The organism is Halomonas sp. AOP43-D1-4 (assembly GCF_052446175.1).
Taxonomy (GTDB): Bacteria; Pseudomonadota; Gammaproteobacteria; order Pseudomonadales; family Halomonadaceae; genus Vreelandella; species Vreelandella citrativorans.
The window spans coordinates 1-18,179 of sequence record NZ_JBQSVY010000003.1; the positions used below are offsets into that span (position 1 = coordinate 1).

Sequence of the window (18,179 nt, forward strand, 5' to 3'; positions counted from 1 at the left end):
GCTGCTAATATAAGGTAACCATGGATAGATTGGCTTGTATCGAAGAGGTCTTTAATAGCCGATAGGGATACTGCCGACGAAAATGTAAGGATACATGATGCACTCATCGACAGAGCGCCGCTTGGTATGGCTTTCACGCTTAACGTTATTGGGAACGCTGCTGACTATTGTCGTTATCTTGGTCGGTGCCTGGACGCGTTTAGTGGACGCGGGGTTAGGTTGCCCAGATTGGCCCGGCTGCTATGGTCGCTTGCTCGTTCCTGATGGTGAGCATGCTGCTCTACGCCATCCTGATGCCCCCCTGGATGTTGCAAAAGCCTGGGTGGAAATGGTCCATCGTTATGTAGCTACTCTTCTCGGAATATTGGTTCTAAGCGTTTTAGTGCTTGGCTGGCCACTTCGCAATACTCGCCATTACCCTTGGTGCATTAGCGTGCTTCTAGTTGCCGCTATCATTATACAAGGGGGCTTTGGTGCATTTACCGTGACCCTCAAGCTTTGGCCTCAAGTGGTTACTTTACATTTGCTGGGCGGGCTAAGCGTATTGCTGCTCTTTTTCTGGCTGCATCTCAGGCTAACCAGTATTTCTGAGAAAAAGGTCATGGGAGCAAACTGCTTTAATGTTTTTTGGGGTTTAGCCGCCGTGCTATTGATTTTGCAGCTTGGTTTGGGGGGTTGGGTAACAAGTAACTATTCAGGTATGGCTTGCCAAGGGTTCCCCGCTTGTAATGGCCAGTGGTGGCCAACCATGGATCTTAGTGAAGGTTTCCATCTGACTCAAACGGTTGGCCCCAATTACCTGCATGGACAGCTGCATGCAGAAGCTCGGGTCGCGATTCACTATATGCATCGGCTAGGGGCGCTGTTGCTGGGTGTGTCACTCCTGATGCTTTGGTATCGATATCGCCACAACCCAAGTGTCGCTCGGGCGCTTGTATTTGTTATTGGGGTCTATGCGCTGCAGGTTGTACTTGGCATAGCCAACGTGTTGATGTGGTTGCCTTTGTGGTTGGCACTTGCGCATACTGCAGGGGCCGTTTTACTCGTGATTGGCATGGTGCGGGCTTGGTGGTGCGTGTGCTTGGGCGAGCGATAGAAGATAAGAGTTCAAATTTAAAATGATGTATAATTCCTGTTTAGTTTTTTGATGTACGACGGAGAGCATTATGAATTCGGTCAGCGCACTGATGGCGCTTACATTAGCGCTTGCTGTCATTGCGGCTTTATCCATGTACGCGCTTAAACTGCGCAAAGAGGTAAAACGCCGTGAAGCATTCCGCTTGGATGAAGATTTAAGGGCCCAGCACAATAGCCTTGAAAATTTGGATTATGTAACAAGTGCATTGGTCCAAGGGCAGGTAGACATTACCGAAGGTTCATGGCGCTGTAAGGTGCTGCTTGAAATTGTTGATGCCAATCTTGCAGAGCATCCTGATTTTCAAGCCTTTTCTGAGGTTTATAACCGGACGCAGCATCTTAGAACGCACTCTGCGCGTGCCAATTTAACGCCCCGTGAACGCATGAGCGAAGATAAGCAGCGTTTGGAAGTTGAGCGTGATATGAAGCCCGCGGTTCTGGCTGCTGCAGAAGCCGTTATAAAATGGCGTGCACAAGGCGGACCTGAGCTGTATAAAGGCGAAAATAAGAAGTAAGTTTGGTTTATTTTAGTGCGGCAATATGTTTTTTTGGTGCCGGATGTGGCAGTTTTGCTATGCTTGATATGTCGATGTTGGCAAGAAGTTGATATGTCGGCATTGTTGCCTTCAATGGTTAAAGCGTAATAATAGGCAGATTGTTCAATTCAGGCAGGGGAACGCCCGCGTGGTTAAAATTGAACAAGCGAAAAATGGATGCTCTCGCAAATAAGAAGCATTGGATAGATTTGGCTATACGGCTAAGTCAGCATTGGATCAAGAAGGAGTCTTGTATGAAAAAGTCAACGACTGGGTTGCTAATCGGTTCCGCCTTGGTAGTGGGCCTTTCAGGCTGTGCCACTTCCGCTAATCAATCTTCTGGCCAAGCTGGTGCTAGCAGCAGTGACCGTAGCTGGTATCAGCACCCTGCTGTTTGCGGTCTGGCGGGAAGTTTGATTGGCGGTAGCATCGGCTATGCCACTAGCAGCTCTTCTGATGAAGATAGCGGTACGGCAACGGGTGCTGTCGCTGGCGCTGCAATCGGTGGCCTGCTGTGTGCTGATCGTACGCCTGAGCCGGTAGCTCCGCAGTGCCCGACATACGGTGAAGTGCCTGCTGGTGTTGCCGTTGATGCGCAAGGTTGTCCGCTGGACTCCGATAATGACGGCGTGCCGGACTATCGTGACCAGTGTCCGGGCACCCCCGCTGGTGTAGAAGTAGACGCAGTAGGTTGCCCGCTAGACTCCGACGGTGACGGCGTGCCGGATTACCGTGACCAGTGCCCCAATACGCCAGCTGGCACCGAAGTAAACGCGCTGGGTTGCCCAGATAGCGTTGTTCTTCAAGACGTTAACTTCGAGTTTGATTCTGCTCAGTTGACCGATAATGCCCGTAACATCCTGAACGGTGTTGCTGAGCGTCTGGTTAATAACCCCGATGTGCGTGTAAGCATCGATGGTTATACCGATTCACGTGGTACAGCTGCTTATAACAAAGGCTTATCTCAGCGTCGTGCTGAATCTGTGACTGCTTATCTTGCTCAGCGTGGCGTAGAAGCTAACCGCATGCGTGCTGTTGGTTACGGTGAAGAGAATCCGATCGCTACGAACGAGACTGATGAAGGTCGCGCACTGAACCGCCGTGTTGAAATTGACGAGTGGAACTAATACGCAGACTGCTTGGGCGCTAAACGTGTAGTGCTTTTGCTGGATGTGCCGCACATTTACTGTGCGTATCGACGGGAGGCGTATGCCTCCCGTTTTTATTTTCTGCGGCGCTCAAGTCTGTTAGGCTACGCGCTTGTATAACGTTGTATCACTTATTAAACGCCACGATCATTGATAGCGAAATGTGATCCTTGGTATGGATCACCACTGCGCTCAAGGAATACTGAATGCCCATTGTGACACTACCTGACGGTAGCCAAAGAACATTTGAAGCACCACTTTCCATTATGCAGCTTGCAGAATCCATTGGCCCTGGTTTGGCTAAGGCCTGCGTTGCAGGGCGGATAGATGGCGTTTTAGTCGATGCTGCAGATGTTATCGAGCACGATGCAAACGTAGCGATTATTACTGCGCGTGACCCAGACGGCGTGGAGATCATTCGTCACTCCTGCGCGCATTTGATTGGTCATGCGGTAAAGCAGCTTTACCCGGACGCTAAAATGGCGATTGGACCGGTCATTGATAACGGCTTTTATTATGATGTCGACTTTGGTCGTTCAATTACGCCAGAAGATTTAGAGGCAATTGAAAAACGTATGCAAGCGCTAATAGAGCGCGAGTACGATGTTGTCCGTGAATATGTTGATCGCGATAAAGCAATGTCGACGTTTTCTCAGCGTGATGAAACGTATAAACAGGAAATTATTCACGATATTCCTGACGGTGCGGATATCCGGCTTTATCATCATGAAGAGTACACGGATATGTGCCGTGGCCCTCATGTGCCTAATACCCGCCATCTAAAAGCGTTTAAGTTGACGAAGCTTGCCGGCGCCTATTGGCGCGGGGATGCTTCAAATCCCATGCTGACGCGTATTTATGGCACTGCCTGGGGCGATAAAAAGCAGCTGAAAGCGTACTTGAAGCGGCTTGAAGAGGCTGAAAAACGCGATCACCGTAAGCTTGCACGCCGTCTTGATCTCTTCCATATGCAGGAAGAGGCGCCAGGAATGGTGTTTTGGCATCCGAACGGTTGGGCGTTATGGCAGCAGATCGAACAGTATATGAGAGGCGTCTATAAAGACGGCGGTTACCAGGAAATTCGCTGTCCGCAAATAATGGACGTATCGTTGTGGAAAAAATCAGGACATTGGGATAATTACGCGGACGGTATGTTCTTTACCGAATCCGAGAAGCGCGAGTATGCTCTCAAACCCATGAATTGCCCTGGCCATGTGCAGGTGTTTAATTCCGGGTTGCGCAGCTACCGTGAGCTTCCGGTTCGCTTTGGTGAGTTTGGCGGCTGCCATCGTAACGAGCCCTCAGGCGCTTTGCATGGCATTATGCGTGTTCGTGCGTTTACTCAAGATGATGGTCATGTGTTTTGCACCGAAGCCCAGGTTGAGCCCGAGGTCACCAGCTTTCATCGCCAGGCGCTTAAGGTCTATACCGATTTTGGGTTTGAAGATATTGCCATTAAAATTGCGCTTCGCCCTGAGAAAAGAATTGGTAGTGATGACGTTTGGGATGAGGCGGAAGATGCGTTGCGTCGCGCGTTAAAAGCGTGTGATGTCGAGTGGCAGGAGCTCCCTGGAGAAGGTGCGTTCTATGGCCCCAAGATTGAATACCATATGAAAGATTGCTTGGGGCGCGAGTGGCAGGTGGGCACCATGCAGGTTGATTTCATGATGCCCGAGCGTTTAGGTGCTCAATATGTGACCGAAGAGGGCGAACGTAAGCCGCCGGTCATGTTGCACCGTGCTATAGTAGGCTCGATGGAGCGCTTCATTGGTATCTTGATTGAACATTATGCGGGCGCTATGCCATTATGGTTGGCACCTCAGCAGGCGGTAGTGATGACAATTACCGATGCGCAGCGTGATTACGCTCTTGAATTAGAGCAACGTCTGCAAAAAAGTGGCTTACGAGCTAAAGCGGACTTGAGGAACGAGAAGATCGGCTTTAAAATCCGTGAGCATACGTTACAGAAAATTCCCTATCTCCTTGTGGTGGGAGATAAGGAAGTCGAAGCTGACTCAGTGGCCGTGCGAACTCGCAGCGGCGAAAACCTCGGCACAATGACAGTCGATACACTTATCGAGCGTCTTGGTGCGGAGCGAGCAGCCCTGGCGACATCGTCAATTGCCTAAGGAGACGGAACGATCAAGCGAAGCAATCAGCGCGGGCGTCCAGCAGACAAACGCCCACCAATGAACGAGCGAATTACCGAAGAAGAAGTGCGTTTAATCGATGCTGAAGGTGAGCAGTTGGGCGTTGTGCCTACCACCGAAGCGATTGAGCGTGCAGAAGCTGCCGGTTTAGACCTCGTGCAAATTTCGAATGCCGATCCCATTGTCTGTAAGATTATGGATTACGGTAAATTCGTTTTTGAGACGAAGAAGCAGAAAGCGGCTCAAAAGAAAAAGCAAAAGCAAATCCAGGTTAAGGAAGTTAAATTCCGTCCTGGCACCGACGAAGGCGATTATCAGGTAAAATTGAAAAACCTGATGCGCTTTTTGGAAGGTGGTGACAAGGGTAAGGTCACTTTGCGCTTCCGTGGTCGTGAAATGGCGCACCAGGACATCGGCCGCAAGCTGATGGAAAGGATCGCGGCAGACTTGGAAGAGATCGGAACGGTGGAGTCCTTCCCGAAAATGGAAGGCCGCCAGATGATCATGATTCTTGCCCCGAAAAAGAAGTGATCCAACGGCGAAACCAACGGGCCATTGCGTAGGCGATGGTCGGCCTTGGGTTTTCTAAAAAATATCGAGCGGAGTTTTCTCATGCCGAAAATCAAAAGCAACAGCGGCGCTGCGAAGCGCTTTAAAAAGACCGCTAATGGCTTCAAGCACAAGCAGTCTCACCGTAGCCACATCCTGACCAAAAAATCGACTAAGCGTAAGCGTCAGCTGCGTGGAATGAAGCAGGTTCACGCTGCTGATAAAGCGCTGATCCAGCGCATGCTGCCAAACCTATAAGTCGTTTTTTTTGCCTGAGTGCTTAAAGCCTCAGCTATAAAGTCAGGAGTGTGTTATGACTCGTGTTAAGCGTGGTGTAGTTGCCCGTCGTCGCCATAAAAAAGTATTGAAGCAGGCTAAAGGTTACTACGGTGCCCGTTCGCGTGTTTTCCGTGTAGCTAAACAGGCCGTTATCAAAGCAGGTCAGTATGCTTATCGTGACCGCCGCAACCGTAAGCGTCAGTTCCGTGCGCTGTGGATTCAGCGTATTAACGCTGCTGCACGCATCAACGGTATGTCTTACAGCCGCTTTGTTGGCGGTTTGAAGAAAGCCGGCATCGAAATTGACCGTAAAGTATTGGCTGATCTGGCTGTACACGAGAAAGCCGCATTTGCTGCTATCGTGGAAAAAGCCAAGGCTGCCCAATAGCGTCATAGCTGTGCAAATGCCAGCGTGAATTGACGAAGGTCATTTCAGTGTGACCCGCAGGGGAAGAGCAGCCGCTCTTCCCCTGTTTTTTTGTCACCTTCAATGTGCGACACCCTCATAAAAGGGAACCGCTTAATTCGGAGTGAAACGGATGGACCACCTTCCTACTCTGGTGTCTGAAGCACGTGATGCCATTCAGGCTTCGCAAGATGTTGCTTCGCTGGATGAGTTGCGAGTTCGCTATTTAGGCAAAAAAGGCGAAGTAACGGCTTTGCTGAAAGGGTTAGGCAAGCTAACAGCCGAAGAGCGCCCGGCTGCTGGCGAACGCATTAACCAGGCAAAGCAAACATTGGCCAATGAAATTGACGCTAAGCGCCAGCAGCTTGAAAATGCAGCATTGAATGCGCGGTTGGCCGCTGAGCGCATCGATGTTACGTTGCCGGGCCGTGGGCAGGCCAGTGGTGGCTTGCACCCGGTTACGCGTACGCTTGAGCGTATCGAAAGCTTATTTACGCGTATTGGTTATGACGTCGCGGTAGGACCAGAAATTGAAGATGACTATCACAATTTCGAAGCGCTCAATATTCCTGCGCATCACCCGGCACGCGGCATGGCGGATACGTTCTATTTTGATGCAACGCGGCTGTTAAGAACGCACACTTCACCCGTTCAAGTGCGCACAATGAAAGAGAGCGAACCGCCCATTCGGATTGTGTGCCCCGGACGCGTTTATCGTAGCGACTCCGACCTGACGCATACGCCTATGTTTCACCAAGTGGAAGGACTGCTGGTGGACGAAGGGGTTAGCTTTGCTGATCTAAAGGGCACGATTGAAGACTTTCTGCAGGCGTTTTTTGAGCGGGACGACCTTTCTGTTCGCTTCCGCCCTTCGTATTTTCCATTTACCGAGCCTTCTGCTGAAGTCGATATCCAATGCGTTATGTGCAGCGGTTCAGGCTGCCGTGTTTGCTCGCATAGTGGTTGGCTGGAAGTAATGGGTTGCGGCATGGTGCATCCTGAAGTTTTCCGCCACTCGGGAATTGATACTGAACGCTATACCGGCTTTGCCTTTGGCATGGGGGCTGAGCGCTTAGCGATGCTGCGTTACGGTGTAAACGACTTGCGCCTGTTCTTTGAAAACGACCTGCGCTTCTTGCGCCAATTCGCTTAAGACCGCTGCCGAACACAGGAACGATCATGAAATTTTCAGAACAGTGGCTGCGCGAATGGGTATCACCGCAGCTGGACACGCAGGCGATTGCTGATCAGATCACGATGGCCGGCTTGGAAGTCGATGCAGTTGAAGCCGTAGCCGCTGCGTTTAGCGGCGTTGTCGTTGCTGAGGTGCTTACCAAAGAAAAGCACCCGGATGCCGACAAATTAAACGTATGTACCGTTAATGATGGCTCGGGTGAGCCGGTGCAGGTAGTGTGCGGTGCAGCAAACGTTGATATCGGCCAGAAGATTCCTTTTGCTCAGGTAGGGGGCGTGCTGCCAGGCGATTTCAAAATCAAGAAGGCCAAGCTGCGCGGTGTAGAGTCACGCGGCATGATTTGTTCAGCATCGGAACTTGGGCTTGAGGAAGAAACCTCGCCCGGTATTCTGGTATTGGCTAATTCTGCGCCTGTTGGCGTCGATTTTCGCGAATATATGCACCTCAATGATATGACCATTGAGGTGGATCTTACGCCTAACCGCGGAGATTGCTTAAGTGTTAAGGGGCTTGCCCGTGAGGTGGGCGTGCTTAACCGGTTAGCCGTAACGCCGCCGGTCATCGAATCTATCCCGGCCGTAATAGATGACACCTTTGCTGTCAGCGTTGAAGCACCTGAGCAGTGTCCCCTATATGTGGGTCGCCTCATCAAGGGCATTAATGTAAAAGCGGAAACACCGCTTTGGATGGTAGAGCGCCTGCGTCGTAGCGGTATCCGTTCCATTGATCCGGTGGTGGACGTTACTAATTACGTCATGCTGGAGCTTGGCCAGCCGATGCATGCGTTTGATCGCGATAATTTGAACGGTCGCATCGTTGTGCGCATGGCGAAAGAGGGGGAGCGGCTAACCTTGCTGGATGGGCAAGACGTTGCCCTGCGCCCCGGAACATTAATGATTACCGATGAGGCGGGTCCGCTTGCCATGGCGGGAGTCATGGGCGGAGAGAATTCTGGGGTTAACGAAACTACCCGGACGATTTTCCTGGAGTCGGCATTTTTTACACCACTGGCGATTGCGGGTAAGGCGCGCTCTTACGGTTTGCACACCGATGCGTCACACCGGTTTGAGCGTGGCGTGGACCCTGAGCTTGCTACAGCGGCCATTGAGCGTGCGACACGCTTACTCTTGGATATTTGTGGCGGCCAGCCTGGCCCTGTCACTGAATGCGTCAGTGAAGAGCATGTGCCTGCTTCTCGCACTATTTTGCTGCGTGAAGCGCGTTTGGAAAGTGCGCTTTCCAAGAAATTGGCCAATGAAGATGTCACCGACATTCTGACGCGTTTGGGTCTTGAGGTGAGTCAGCAGGCTGAGGGCTGGTCGGCTGTTGCGCCTAGCTGGCGTTTCGATGTCGCGATTGAAGAAGACCTGATCGAAGAGATCGCCCGAATTCATGGCTACAATAATCTGCCTGTTCGCCGCCCGGCTGCACGGTTAGCGCTGCGCTCTGCAGATGAAGCAACACTCACCCAAGCGCAGTTGCGTCGCCAAATGGTCGCTCGTGGTTTCCAGGAGGCGATTACTTATAGCTTTGTGGCTCCCGAGCTTCAGGCCGCTATATTGCCTGATGCCGTCTCTCCGGTGCTTGCTAACCCCATTTCAGCGGATCTCTCAGTGATGCGGGCCAGTCTTTTCCCGGGGCTGGTGCGGGCCATGGAGCATAACTTAAACCGTCAGCAACCCCGCGTTCGCCTGTTCGAAACGGGGCTGGTATTTAATGGTGAGCTGGATCAACTGTCCCAGGTTCCCATGATGGGGGCGTTAGTCTGTGGTAGTCGGGAAACGGAAGGCTGGGCAGGTTCTAAAGAGCGTATCGACTTTTACGATCTCAAAGGGGATCTTGAAAGCCTTTTAGCCTTGGGTGGCAATCTTGATGCGTGGCGCTTTGAGCCAGCCGAGCATCCAGCGCTTCACCCCGGCCAGAGTGCTGAAATACAGTACAACGGCGAGCATGCTGGCTGGATTGGAACTTTGCACCCGCAAGTGCGCGCCAAGCTGGGCCTTAAAGTGGATGCGGTACTCTTTGAAGTACGCCTGGATACGTTAAGCCAAGGGCAGATCCCGGCCTTTGAAGCGTTATCACGTTATCCTGAAGTGCGACGCGATCTGGCGTTTATCGTAAAGCAAGCGGTGCCCGTTCAGGCTCTACTGGATTGCGCTAAAGAAAAAGCCGGTGATTACTTAAAAGACATTACGCTATTTGATGTCTATGCTGGTAAAGGCGTGGCGGACGACCATAAGAGTATTGCGTTAGGCTTGACCTGGCAGCATCCTTCACGCACGCTAAACGATGAAGAAATCAACCAGTTGGTAGATTCCATCGTGACACAAGTGCGTGTCCAGTTGGAGGCTGAGCTACGCGGCTGACAATAATATGCCACGACACGGCGCTTATCACGTTCTTGGCAATGCGTTTGCTACAAGGAGGGTCCTATGGGTGCGTTGACCAAAGCAGAGCTGGCAGAGCATTTACATACTGAGCTGGCACTGTCTAAACGAGAAGCAAAAACCATGGTCGAAGCTTTTTTCGAAGAGATTCGAGCCTGCTTACGAGAAAATGAACAGGTTAAGCTGTCTGGGTTTGGTAACTTTGATTTGCGTGATAAGCGTGAACGGCCGGGCCGTAACCCAAAAACCGGTGAAGAAATACCTATTTCTGCCCGCCGTGTTGTGACCTTTCGACCAGGTCAAAAATTAAAGCAGCAAGTCGAGCACTATGTGAAAACCAAGTAGTCCTTGATGTTAATGACCTACCCGTAGCGTCGTTTTCGCTATATAACGGAGTGCCTTTGGGCGCTCCTTTTTTTATGCGCCACGGTGCATACAGCCTTGTCTGTTCATTTGCGAAATGTGCCGTATAAATGAAGTATGTTAATATTCCTGCAAATTCAACGGCTATTTATCAACGCCGTGACACTTAATAGGGGATAGCAACAATGCCTCAACTGAACATATTGGTTGGCACGATGTATGGCGGTGCGTTAGATGTGGCTGAGCAGGTAAAGCCATTATTCGAGCAAGCGGGCTTTGCCGTTAATATTGTTGAGCAGCCGACGCTTGATGATCTAACGAGCAATGAAGATCTCTCATTATTCGTGCTCTCTACCACTGGCAGTGGTGACTTTCCCGGTAATTTTGTGCCCTTTGTGCGCAGCTTAAAAGATACAAGCCCAGCCCTTACGGCATTACGCTACGGCATGATTGCGTTAGGCGACAGCTCCTACGGTGATACATACTGTGGTGCGGGCAGAGCGCTTGATGCGTTACTTGAAGACCATGGGGCACGCCGTTTGGGTGACCGGTTGGAAATTGATGCCATGGAAACATTTATGGCAGATGATGCCGCAGTACCGTGGGTCGAGACGTGGATTGAAGAGCAGCAGCTAAAGGTAGCCTAAGCAATGCAGCCGATGCCTTTTTCAGCAGAGCGCATTAGTGTTGCGCTCGGTTTATGTGTGGTAATGCTGGCATCTTTGCCGCGTTTTATGGCAGGCGGGCACAGTACCCGTCAAACGCTTATTGTGATGGGTGTCGTACTGGTTGCCGGCGCGGCGGTAGCGCAATGGCGTTTATTATCCCGTGACGCGCGCAAGCAATTACCTCGTCTTTGCCTACGGTTGGTGCTCATGCTGTTAGCGGGTGCTTTAGTCATGGGGGCTTGGCACGCGCTTTTTACCACATGGATCAGCTGGGAGGTTTTTATCTCTCACGCCGCTACCTGTGGTCTTTTAATGCATGCGGTAAGTTTATGGTGGCGCCCTAAACGCCATAAATAACCCGTTTAGGTCCAAAACCCTTGGATAAAATCGATAGTATACTCACCCCAGCAGGTCCCATTGCTGCTCCGTTTCAACGCCTTCGGCGACCGCCTTTATACTTGGCTCACGAGGGCTTGCAATCGCCGCAACGATAGCGAGGCTGTTGTGCTCCTGCGGATGCAAGGTCCAAGGTCTCAATAAAACTGCGATCTATTTTAATGCGTGAAATAGGTAAGTCTTGATGAGTAGTCATGAGTATCGTTACGATAGCCAGTAAAGGTTGCTAAGTGGCAGGTAGCCTATCGTAATGAGCACGTAATTCTTTGTCCGAGGTCTAAAAGTAATAAATTAGTCACTTATTCCCTTGTAATTAACCGCAGCGCCCCCATCTTGCGAGCATGGCGCTTGCCACCGTGCGCTAGGGTTCTTAAAATTGCCCCTTGGAATTTATTTAAACACTGTTAATACAACGCCCAGCCGCTAGAGGACAATTCATGCAAGTTTCCGTCGAGACGACCTCCCAGATCGAACGCCGTATTTCTATCCAAGTACCGGCTGCCGAAATCGACGAGGCTGTCAGTGCTCGCCTGATAGACACCGCGAAAAACGTGCGGCTGAATGGTTTTCGCCAAGGCCGGGTACCAATGTCTGTTGTCCGTCAACGCTATAGCGACAGCGTTCGCAGTGAAGTAGTGGGCGAGGTAATGCGTGAGCGTTACGTACGTGCCATCACTGAAGAAGGCCTTAACCCGGCTGGCTACCCTCAGATTGAGCCGCAAATTAATGAAGCCGGTAAAGATCTTGAATTCGTAGCGATCATGGAAATTTATCCGCAGATCGAGTTGACCTCTATCGAAGGCACTGACGTTGAGCGCCCGGTGGTTAGCGTAAGCGATGCTGACGTTGATGAAATGATCGAGACGCTGCGTAAACAAAATGCCGATTGGCAAGATGCGGATACACCGGCAGCAGATGGCGATCAGGTAACGATTGATTTTAAAGGTTTCCTGGGCGATGAGCCGTTTGAAGGCGGTAGTGCTGAAGGTCACGCGCTGGTGATTGGCTCCAACAGCTTTATCCCAGGCTTTGAAGAGCAGTTAATCGGTGCCAAGGCTGGCGAAGAGAAAACCATCAAGGTTACTTTCCCGGAAGATTACCAGGCCGAGCATCTGGCAGGTAAGGAAGCCACCTTCAATGTAACGGTGCATAAAGTCAGCACGCAGAAGCTGCCTGAAATTGACGCTGCTTTCATTGAGCGCTTTGGCGTAGACGATGGCGACCAGGATAAATTCCGCGCTGAAATCAAAAAGAACATGACGCGTGAGGCGACCCAGGCCGTTGATAATCGTGTTAAGCAGCAGGTGCTGGACGCGCTTAAAGAAGCCAACGACATTCTGGTGCCAAGCTCGTTAGTTCAGCAAGAAACGGATGCAATGAAGCGTCAGGCTGCTCAACAGTTTGGCCTTGGCGAAGACTTTGATGTTAGCCAGTTGCCCAATGAGCTTTTTGAAGAGCAGGCCAAGGGCCGCGTTCAAGTAGGTCTTTTGCTGGCTGAAGTGATCAAGGTCAATGAGCTTGACGCTGACGATGCTGCGATTAAAGCAAAAGTTGAAGAGCTGGCCGAGCAGTACCAGGACCCTTCTGAGGTTGTTGAGTACTACATGAGCAACGACCAGCTGAAAACGCAGGTTAAGTCTGCCATTCTCGAAGAGAAAGCGGTCGATAAACTGCTTGAGCAAACGAACGTTAAAGACGTTGAAATGTCTTATCAGCAAGCATTAGCTGCCGCTCAGCAGCAGGCTGCACAAGACGAGGGTGCTGAAGAAGGCGAGAAAGCAGACGCCTAAGCAATCCCATCAGCGCGGCGCACTGTTCTCGGTGCGCCTTTCCCTTATCGGACGCAAGGAATCACCCAAATGAGTGGATTTGATATTCAAAACGCCGGCGGTTTAGTGCCCATGGTGGTTGAGCAGAGCGCCAAAGGGGAGAGAGCCTACGATATTTACTCGCGTCTGCTAAAAGAGCGTGTCATTTTCCTGGTAGGCCCTGTTGAAGACTACATGGCTAACCTTGTGGTCGCTCAGATGTTGTTCCTTGAGTCGGAAAACCCCGACAAGGATATCCATCTTTATATCAACTCGCCGGGTGGCTCGGTAACGGCAGGCATGTCGATTTATGACACCATGCAGTTTATTAAGCCCGATGTATCAACCGTATGTATTGGTCAAGCGGCCAGTATGGGCGCGCTGCTTTTAACAGCAGGCGCAGCCGGTAAGCGTTACTGCTTGCCTAATTCACGGGTCATGATTCATCAGCCGCTGGGGGGTTATCAGGGTCAGGCATCTGACATTGAAATCCATACCCGTGAGATTCTGGGAATCCGCGAAAAGTTGAATCAGATTCTTGCGCATCATACCGGTCAGGATCTGGAAGCGGTTGCCCGTGATACCGACCGTGACAATTTCATGAGCGCCAATAAAGCTCAAGAGTATGGCTTGATTGACGCAGTGCTGGATAAGCGGCCTACATCCTGATAGCGTGATGAGGTTTTGCTTTTCTAACGAGCTTTTATGGCGGTGCAAGCCGCCGCAGTGACAGAGGTACGCTAATGGCCGACGGCAAAGGCAAGGATGAAGGTGGTAAATTACTTTACTGCTCGTTCTGTGGAAAAAACCAGAACGAAGTACGTAAACTGATTGCTGGCCCGTCCGTATATATCTGCGATGAGTGTGTCGACTTGTGTAATGACATCATTCGCGAGGAAGTTCTCGAAGCCGATGCCGAGAGCGATGAGGAGCGTTTACCTACGCCTCGCGAAATACGTCATACCCTGGACGATTACGTCATTGGACAAGACCGCGCCAAAATGGTGCTGTCCGTAGCGGTTTATAACCACTACAAGCGTCTGAGACCGGACGTACGTGAAGGCGATGTTGAATTAGGTAAATCCAATATTCTGCTCATCGGCCCCACTGGTAGTGGTAAAACATTGCTAGCGGAGACCATGGCACGTTTATTAAACGTACCTTTCACCATTGCGGATGCAACAACGCTGACCGAAGCGGGTTATGTGGGTGAAGATGTTGAAAACATCATCCAGAAGCTGCTTCAAAAGTGTGACTACGATGTAGAGAAGGCCGAGCGCGGCATTGTATATATCGATGAAATTGACAAAATTTCTCGTAAGTCCGACAACCCGTCTATCACGCGTGATGTATCGGGTGAAGGTGTGCAGCAGGCGTTGCTCAAACTAATCGAAGGCACGACGGCTTCTGTGCCGCCTCAGGGTGGCCGCAAGCATCCGCAGCAAGAGTTTGTTCAGGTAAATACCGGTAACATACTGTTTATTGTGGGCGGCGCTTTCGCGGGTCTGGACAAGGTTATACGTGACCGGGCTGAAAAGGGCGGAATCGGTTTTAACGCCAGCGTTAAGAGCAAAGAGTCAGCACGTGGTGTCGGTGAACTGCTTGCAGACGTTGAGCCGGAAGACCTGGTGAAGTTCGGTTTGATTCCAGAGTTTGTTGGACGTCTACCGGTCATTGCTACGTTGACGGAGCTTACCGAAGACGCGCTGATCCAGATTTTGACAGAGCCCAAAAACTCGCTCATCAAGCAGTATGGAAAGCTCTTCGAAATGGAAGGCGTGACGCTTGAGTTTAGAGACGAAGCGTTACGAGCGGTTGCTGCGAAGGCGATGGAGCGGAAGACAGGTGCACGCGGCCTGCGCTCTATCCTTGAGTCGGTATTGCTTGACACCATGTATGAAATTCCATCACTGGAAAATGTCAGCAAGGTGGTTATCGATGCATCGGTAATCGCAGGTGAAAGCGAGCCGCTCTTGATGTATTCAAAGCAGGAAGATGCTCGCGTTGATGGCACGGATGGCTAGTAATAGGCCAACGGCGTGACTTCAGCCGCTTGCGCTAAACCAAGGGGTCGCCTAGGCGGCCCCTTGTTGTTCATGGGTGTCACTGCGTAGTTTGCTCTACACTGCGTAGTACTTTTCATACAGTGATGTACTTGCCTTGGTGTTCCATCAAGTACTCTTCCGATTTGTTGAGGAACGTCTGCGATGCAGCAGAACGCCGAACAGACTCAATGTCTACCTTTATTGCCGTTGCGGGACGTCGTCGTGTATCCGCAAATGGTTATCCCTCTGTTTGTAGGGCGTGAAAAGTCGATTCAGGCGCTTGAAGCTGCGATGGAAGCTGATAAGCGCGTATTGCTAGTGGCTCAGCGAGAAGCTGCCCAGGATGAGCCGGACAATGCCGACCTCTACGCCATGGGCACTGTGGCGGACATTATGCAGCTTCTCAAGCTTCCCGATGGCACTGTAAAAGTGTTGATTGAAGGCAGTTTTCGCGCGGATGTACTGGACATCGAAGAGAACGAAGCGGGCTATACGCAAGCCCATCTTTCTCCTCGAGAGAGCGAGCCCTTAACCAGCCGCGAACAGGAAGCGCTGGTACGCGTGCTGCTTAATCAGTTTGAGCAGTACGTTAAACTGTCGAAAAAAGTGCCCAATGAGGTGCTTAACTCGCTTTCCGGGATTGAAGATCCAAGCCGGCTAGTGGACACCATCTGTGCTCATTTATCGCTAAAAATTGGCGATAAACAGGAGCTTTTAGAGATGGACCGGGTGCGCGATCGTATTGAGCACCTGATGGCCTTAATCGAATCTGAAATTGATCTGCTTCAAGTAGAAAAGCGCATCCGCTCACGTGTTAAAGAGCAGATGGAAAAGACCCAGCGCGAGTACTACTTAAACGAGCAGATGAAAGCCATTCAGAAAGAGATGGGCGAGCTCGACAACGTACCAAATGAAGCCGAAAAGTACGAGAAAGCGATCAAAGAGTCGGGCATGCCACAAGAGGCTGCCGATAAAGCGACTCAAGAGCTGAACAAGCTGAAAATGATGGCTGCTAACTCTGCAGAATCGACCGTCGTGCGCTCCTATCTGGATTGGCTGATAGCGGTCCCTTGGAAAAAGCGTACGCGCGTGAAGCATGATCTTGTGAAAGCGCAAGAAGTGCTTGATGAGGACCATTACGGCCTCGAAGAGGTAAAAGCACGTATCCTTGAGTACTTGGCTGTACAAAAGCGCGTACGCAAGATGAAAGGCCCTGTGCTGTGCCTGGTAGGCCCACCTGGGGTGGGTAAGACCTCGCTGGGCCAATCTATCGCGCGGGCGACCAATCGCAAGTATGTACGCTTGGCATTGGGCGGAGTGCGGGATGAGTCGGAGATTCGTGGCCATCGACGCACTTATATTGGTTCATTGCCCGGTAAGCTAATGCAGCGCATGAGCCGTGCAGGTGTCAAGAATCCACTGTTTCTGCTGGATGAAGTGGATAAGCTCGGCATGGATCATCGTGGCGACCCAGCCTCAGCACTTTTGGAAGTATTGGATCCTGAGCAAAACAACAGCTTCAGCGATCACTACCTGGAACTGGATTACGACCTTTCAGAGACGCTGTTCATCTGTACGGCCAATTCGATGAATATTCCTGGCCCGCTTTTGGACCGTATGGAAATTATTCGTCTGCCAGGCTATACCGAAGATGAAAAGCTGGCGATTGCCAAGCGTTATCTGTTGCCGAAGCAGCTCGCTGCCAATGGACTGAAGACAGATGAGCTGGCACTTCAGGATGATGCGCTGCTGGAGCTTATTCGCTACTACTCGCGGGAAGCAGGGGTGCGTGAACTTGAACGCCAGATTGCTAAAGTCTGCCGTAAAGTGCTTCGCGAGCGCTTGGAGCGTAAAGACCTCGAAGAGACGCAAACCCTTTCTGCTGAGCAAATTGAAGCCTATGCCGGCGTACGACGTTACAGCTACGGGCTGGCTGAGCAGGACGACCAGATTGGCCGTGTAACAGGGCTTGCGTGGACATCAGTCGGCGGAGAGCTTCTCAGCATTGAGTCTGTGGTGACGCCAGGTAAAGGACGAATTAACAAAACGGGCTCGCTCGGCGATGTAATGAAAGAGTCCGTTAGTGCCGCACAAACCGTTGTGAAGGCGCGTGCTCACGGGTTCGGTATTGACCCTGCGCGTTTTGAGAATGAAGACCTGCATATCCATGTGCCAGAAGGGGCTACGCCTAAAGATGGACCCAGCGCTGGTGTCGCGATGGTAACGGCTATGGTGTCGGCTTATACGCAGCGTGCAGTGCGCTGTGATGTAGCGATGACCGGTGAAGTTAACCTTCGGGGCGAGGTGTTGCCGATAGGCGGCCTGAAGGAGAAATTGCTGGCAGCCCGTCGCGGTGGTATAAAGACCGTCTTGATTCCTGAAGAAAATCGTCGTGATCTCAAGGAAGTACCGGAAAATATCAAGGGTGCACTTGATATTCGTCCGGTACGCTGGATAGATGATGTATTGGCGGTGGCGCTAGTGAGCGATGAAAACGATGATGGCACGTCTTTAAAAAGTGCTGAAAAGGGTGCTAAAACATCGTTTGCTTCCTCCACCGTAGCCAATACACACTAATATTAAAGCCATTGGTCTTTAATGTTTACTTAAAGAATTTGCCCAAAGCCTTGTGCAGCGGGCATTCCACGGTGTGTTTGCTTGACAGGTGTTTCAAGGCATTGCTATAAAACGCAGCTATGCTTTGAGGTTGTACCTTCTGGTGGCCATGCCGTACAGAGCCATTTTTTTTAAACAGTTAAGGGGTGAAGTGTGAATAAGTCTGAGCTGATTGAAGCCATTGCCGCGTCTGCCGATATTCCTAAAGCAGCGGCAACCCGCGCATTGGATGCCATGGTGGAGTCTGTCACCGATAGCCTCAAAAAAGGTGAAAGCGTTTCACTGGTAGGTTTTGGTACCTTCGCTATTAAAGAGCGTGCTGCACGTACTGGCCGTAACCCGCAGACGGGCCAGCCTATCGAAATTAAAGCGGCGAAAGTACCTGGCTTCAAAGCAGGCAAGGCGCTGAAAGACGCCGTTAATTAATTGTTCTGTGTTTATGTAATCTAATGGGCGCATCGCATCCGCGATGCGCCCATGTTATTTTTTGGCCTGG

At 51.1% G+C, this 18,179-nt stretch carries 17 protein-coding genes; all 17 read left to right on the plus strand.

Features of this window, described 5'->3' with window-relative positions; genetic code table 11:
• The first annotated feature begins 97 nt into the window (after positions 1-97).
• The 17 genes from ACT3RQ_RS03580 (at position 98) to ACT3RQ_RS03660 (ending at position 18,109) form a co-directional block, all read left to right on the plus strand.
• Positions 98-1,096 carry a COX15/CtaA family protein gene (locus tag ACT3RQ_RS03580; RefSeq protein ID WP_172118811.1) on the plus strand — a complete coding sequence of 333 codons (999 nt, stop codon included), beginning with the start codon at positions 98-100 and terminating at the stop codon, positions 1,094-1,096.
• A 70-nt stretch (positions 1,097-1,166) separates the two neighbouring features.
• Positions 1,167-1,652, plus strand: a complete 486-nt coding sequence (locus tag ACT3RQ_RS03585) for a DUF2489 domain-containing protein (protein ID WP_444680000.1) — start codon at positions 1,167-1,169, stop codon at positions 1,650-1,652.
• Between the two features lie 275 nt (positions 1,653-1,927).
• The gene (locus ACT3RQ_RS03590) at positions 1,928-2,800 is read left to right on the plus strand and encodes an OmpA family protein (protein WP_444680001.1); all 873 of its coding nucleotides are present in this window, start codon (positions 1,928-1,930) and stop codon (positions 2,798-2,800) included.
• Between the two features lie 227 nt (positions 2,801-3,027).
• Positions 3,028-4,950: a threonine--tRNA ligase gene (gene thrS, locus ACT3RQ_RS03595; protein WP_444680002.1), complete on the plus strand. Its 1,923-nt coding sequence runs from the start codon at positions 3,028-3,030 to the stop codon at positions 4,948-4,950.
• A gap of 60 nt (positions 4,951-5,010) precedes the next feature.
• Positions 5,011-5,502, plus strand: coding sequence for a translation initiation factor IF-3 (infC, locus tag ACT3RQ_RS03600; protein WP_172118807.1), 492 nt, complete (start codon positions 5,011-5,013; stop codon positions 5,500-5,502).
• Positions 5,503-5,583: 81 nt separating this feature from the next.
• Entirely contained in the window at positions 5,584-5,778 is a 195-nt protein-coding gene (gene rpmI, locus ACT3RQ_RS03605; RefSeq protein WP_087111489.1) for a 50S ribosomal protein L35, read from the plus strand.
• Positions 5,779-5,833: 55 nt separating this feature from the next.
• A complete protein-coding gene (gene rplT, locus ACT3RQ_RS03610; protein ID WP_018916261.1) occupies positions 5,834-6,187 on the plus strand; it encodes a 50S ribosomal protein L20 in 354 nt (117 codons plus the stop codon).
• Between the two features lie 151 nt (positions 6,188-6,338).
• Complete coding sequence (gene pheS, locus ACT3RQ_RS03615) at positions 6,339-7,358, plus strand: phenylalanine--tRNA ligase subunit alpha (protein ID WP_192527091.1); 1,020 nt, start codon at positions 6,339-6,341, stop codon at positions 7,356-7,358.
• A gap of 26 nt (positions 7,359-7,384) precedes the next feature.
• Complete coding sequence (gene pheT, locus ACT3RQ_RS03620) at positions 7,385-9,766, plus strand: phenylalanine--tRNA ligase subunit beta (protein WP_444680003.1); 2,382 nt, start codon at positions 7,385-7,387, stop codon at positions 9,764-9,766.
• Between the two features lie 66 nt (positions 9,767-9,832).
• Complete coding sequence (locus tag ACT3RQ_RS03625; protein ID WP_087111483.1) at positions 9,833-10,132, plus strand: integration host factor subunit alpha; 300 nt, start codon at positions 9,833-9,835, stop codon at positions 10,130-10,132.
• Between the two features lie 203 nt (positions 10,133-10,335).
• Entirely contained in the window at positions 10,336-10,797 is a 462-nt protein-coding gene (locus ACT3RQ_RS03630) for a flavodoxin (protein WP_444630006.1), read from the plus strand.
• A 3-nt stretch (positions 10,798-10,800) separates the two neighbouring features.
• Complete coding sequence (locus ACT3RQ_RS03635; protein WP_172118803.1) at positions 10,801-11,175, plus strand: hypothetical protein; 375 nt, start codon at positions 10,801-10,803, stop codon at positions 11,173-11,175.
• 476 nt (positions 11,176-11,651) lie between these two features.
• Entirely contained in the window at positions 11,652-13,004 is a 1,353-nt protein-coding gene (gene tig, locus ACT3RQ_RS03640; protein WP_193057204.1) for a trigger factor, read from the plus strand.
• A gap of 69 nt (positions 13,005-13,073) precedes the next feature.
• Positions 13,074-13,691: an ATP-dependent Clp endopeptidase proteolytic subunit ClpP gene (clpP, locus tag ACT3RQ_RS03645; RefSeq protein ID WP_193057203.1), complete on the plus strand. Its 618-nt coding sequence runs from the start codon at positions 13,074-13,076 to the stop codon at positions 13,689-13,691.
• A 74-nt stretch (positions 13,692-13,765) separates the two neighbouring features.
• Positions 13,766-15,046 (plus strand): ATP-dependent Clp protease ATP-binding subunit ClpX, encoded by a 1,281-nt coding sequence (clpX, locus tag ACT3RQ_RS03650; RefSeq protein ID WP_172118799.1) that lies wholly within the window; start codon positions 13,766-13,768, stop codon positions 15,044-15,046.
• 183 nt (positions 15,047-15,229) lie between these two features.
• Positions 15,230-17,644 carry an endopeptidase La gene (gene lon, locus ACT3RQ_RS03655; protein WP_444680004.1) on the plus strand — a complete coding sequence of 805 codons (2,415 nt, stop codon included), beginning with the start codon at positions 15,230-15,232 and terminating at the stop codon, positions 17,642-17,644.
• A gap of 192 nt (positions 17,645-17,836) precedes the next feature.
• Entirely contained in the window at positions 17,837-18,109 is a 273-nt protein-coding gene (locus ACT3RQ_RS03660; RefSeq protein WP_087111465.1) for an HU family DNA-binding protein, read from the plus strand.
• Positions 18,110-18,179: the final 70 nt, after the last annotated feature.

Bases quoted from the DNA above. Each gene is read 5' to 3' on its own strand.
- ACT3RQ_RS03630 (WP_444630006.1), top strand. From the start codon at position 10,336: ATGCCTCAACTGAACATATTGGTTGGCACGATGTATGGCGGTGCGTTA.
- rplT (WP_018916261.1), top strand. From the start codon at position 5,834: ATGACTCGTGTTAAGCGTGGTGTAGTTGCCCGTCGTCGCCATAAAAAA.
- pheT (WP_444680003.1), top strand. From the start codon at position 7,385: ATGAAATTTTCAGAACAGTGGCTGCGCGAATGGGTATCACCGCAGCTG.
- tig (WP_193057204.1), top strand. From the start codon at position 11,652: ATGCAAGTTTCCGTCGAGACGACCTCCCAGATCGAACGCCGTATTTCT.
- ACT3RQ_RS03585 (WP_444680000.1), top strand. From the start codon at position 1,167: ATGAATTCGGTCAGCGCACTGATGGCGCTTACATTAGCGCTTGCTGTC.
- infC (WP_172118807.1), top strand. From the start codon at position 5,011: ATGAACGAGCGAATTACCGAAGAAGAAGTGCGTTTAATCGATGCTGAA.
- ACT3RQ_RS03635 (WP_172118803.1), top strand. From the start codon at position 10,801: ATGCAGCCGATGCCTTTTTCAGCAGAGCGCATTAGTGTTGCGCTCGGT.
- clpX (WP_172118799.1), top strand. From the start codon at position 13,766: ATGGCCGACGGCAAAGGCAAGGATGAAGGTGGTAAATTACTTTACTGC.
- clpP (WP_193057203.1), top strand. From the start codon at position 13,074: ATGAGTGGATTTGATATTCAAAACGCCGGCGGTTTAGTGCCCATGGTG.
- rpmI (WP_087111489.1), top strand. From the start codon at position 5,584: ATGCCGAAAATCAAAAGCAACAGCGGCGCTGCGAAGCGCTTTAAAAAG.
- ACT3RQ_RS03580 (WP_172118811.1), top strand. From the start codon at position 98: ATGCACTCATCGACAGAGCGCCGCTTGGTATGGCTTTCACGCTTAACG.
- thrS (WP_444680002.1), top strand. From the start codon at position 3,028: ATGCCCATTGTGACACTACCTGACGGTAGCCAAAGAACATTTGAAGCA.
- lon (WP_444680004.1), top strand. From the start codon at position 15,230: ATGCAGCAGAACGCCGAACAGACTCAATGTCTACCTTTATTGCCGTTG.
- ACT3RQ_RS03590 (WP_444680001.1), top strand. From the start codon at position 1,928: ATGAAAAAGTCAACGACTGGGTTGCTAATCGGTTCCGCCTTGGTAGTG.
- ACT3RQ_RS03625 (WP_087111483.1), top strand. From the start codon at position 9,833: ATGGGTGCGTTGACCAAAGCAGAGCTGGCAGAGCATTTACATACTGAG.
- pheS (WP_192527091.1), top strand. From the start codon at position 6,339: ATGGACCACCTTCCTACTCTGGTGTCTGAAGCACGTGATGCCATTCAG.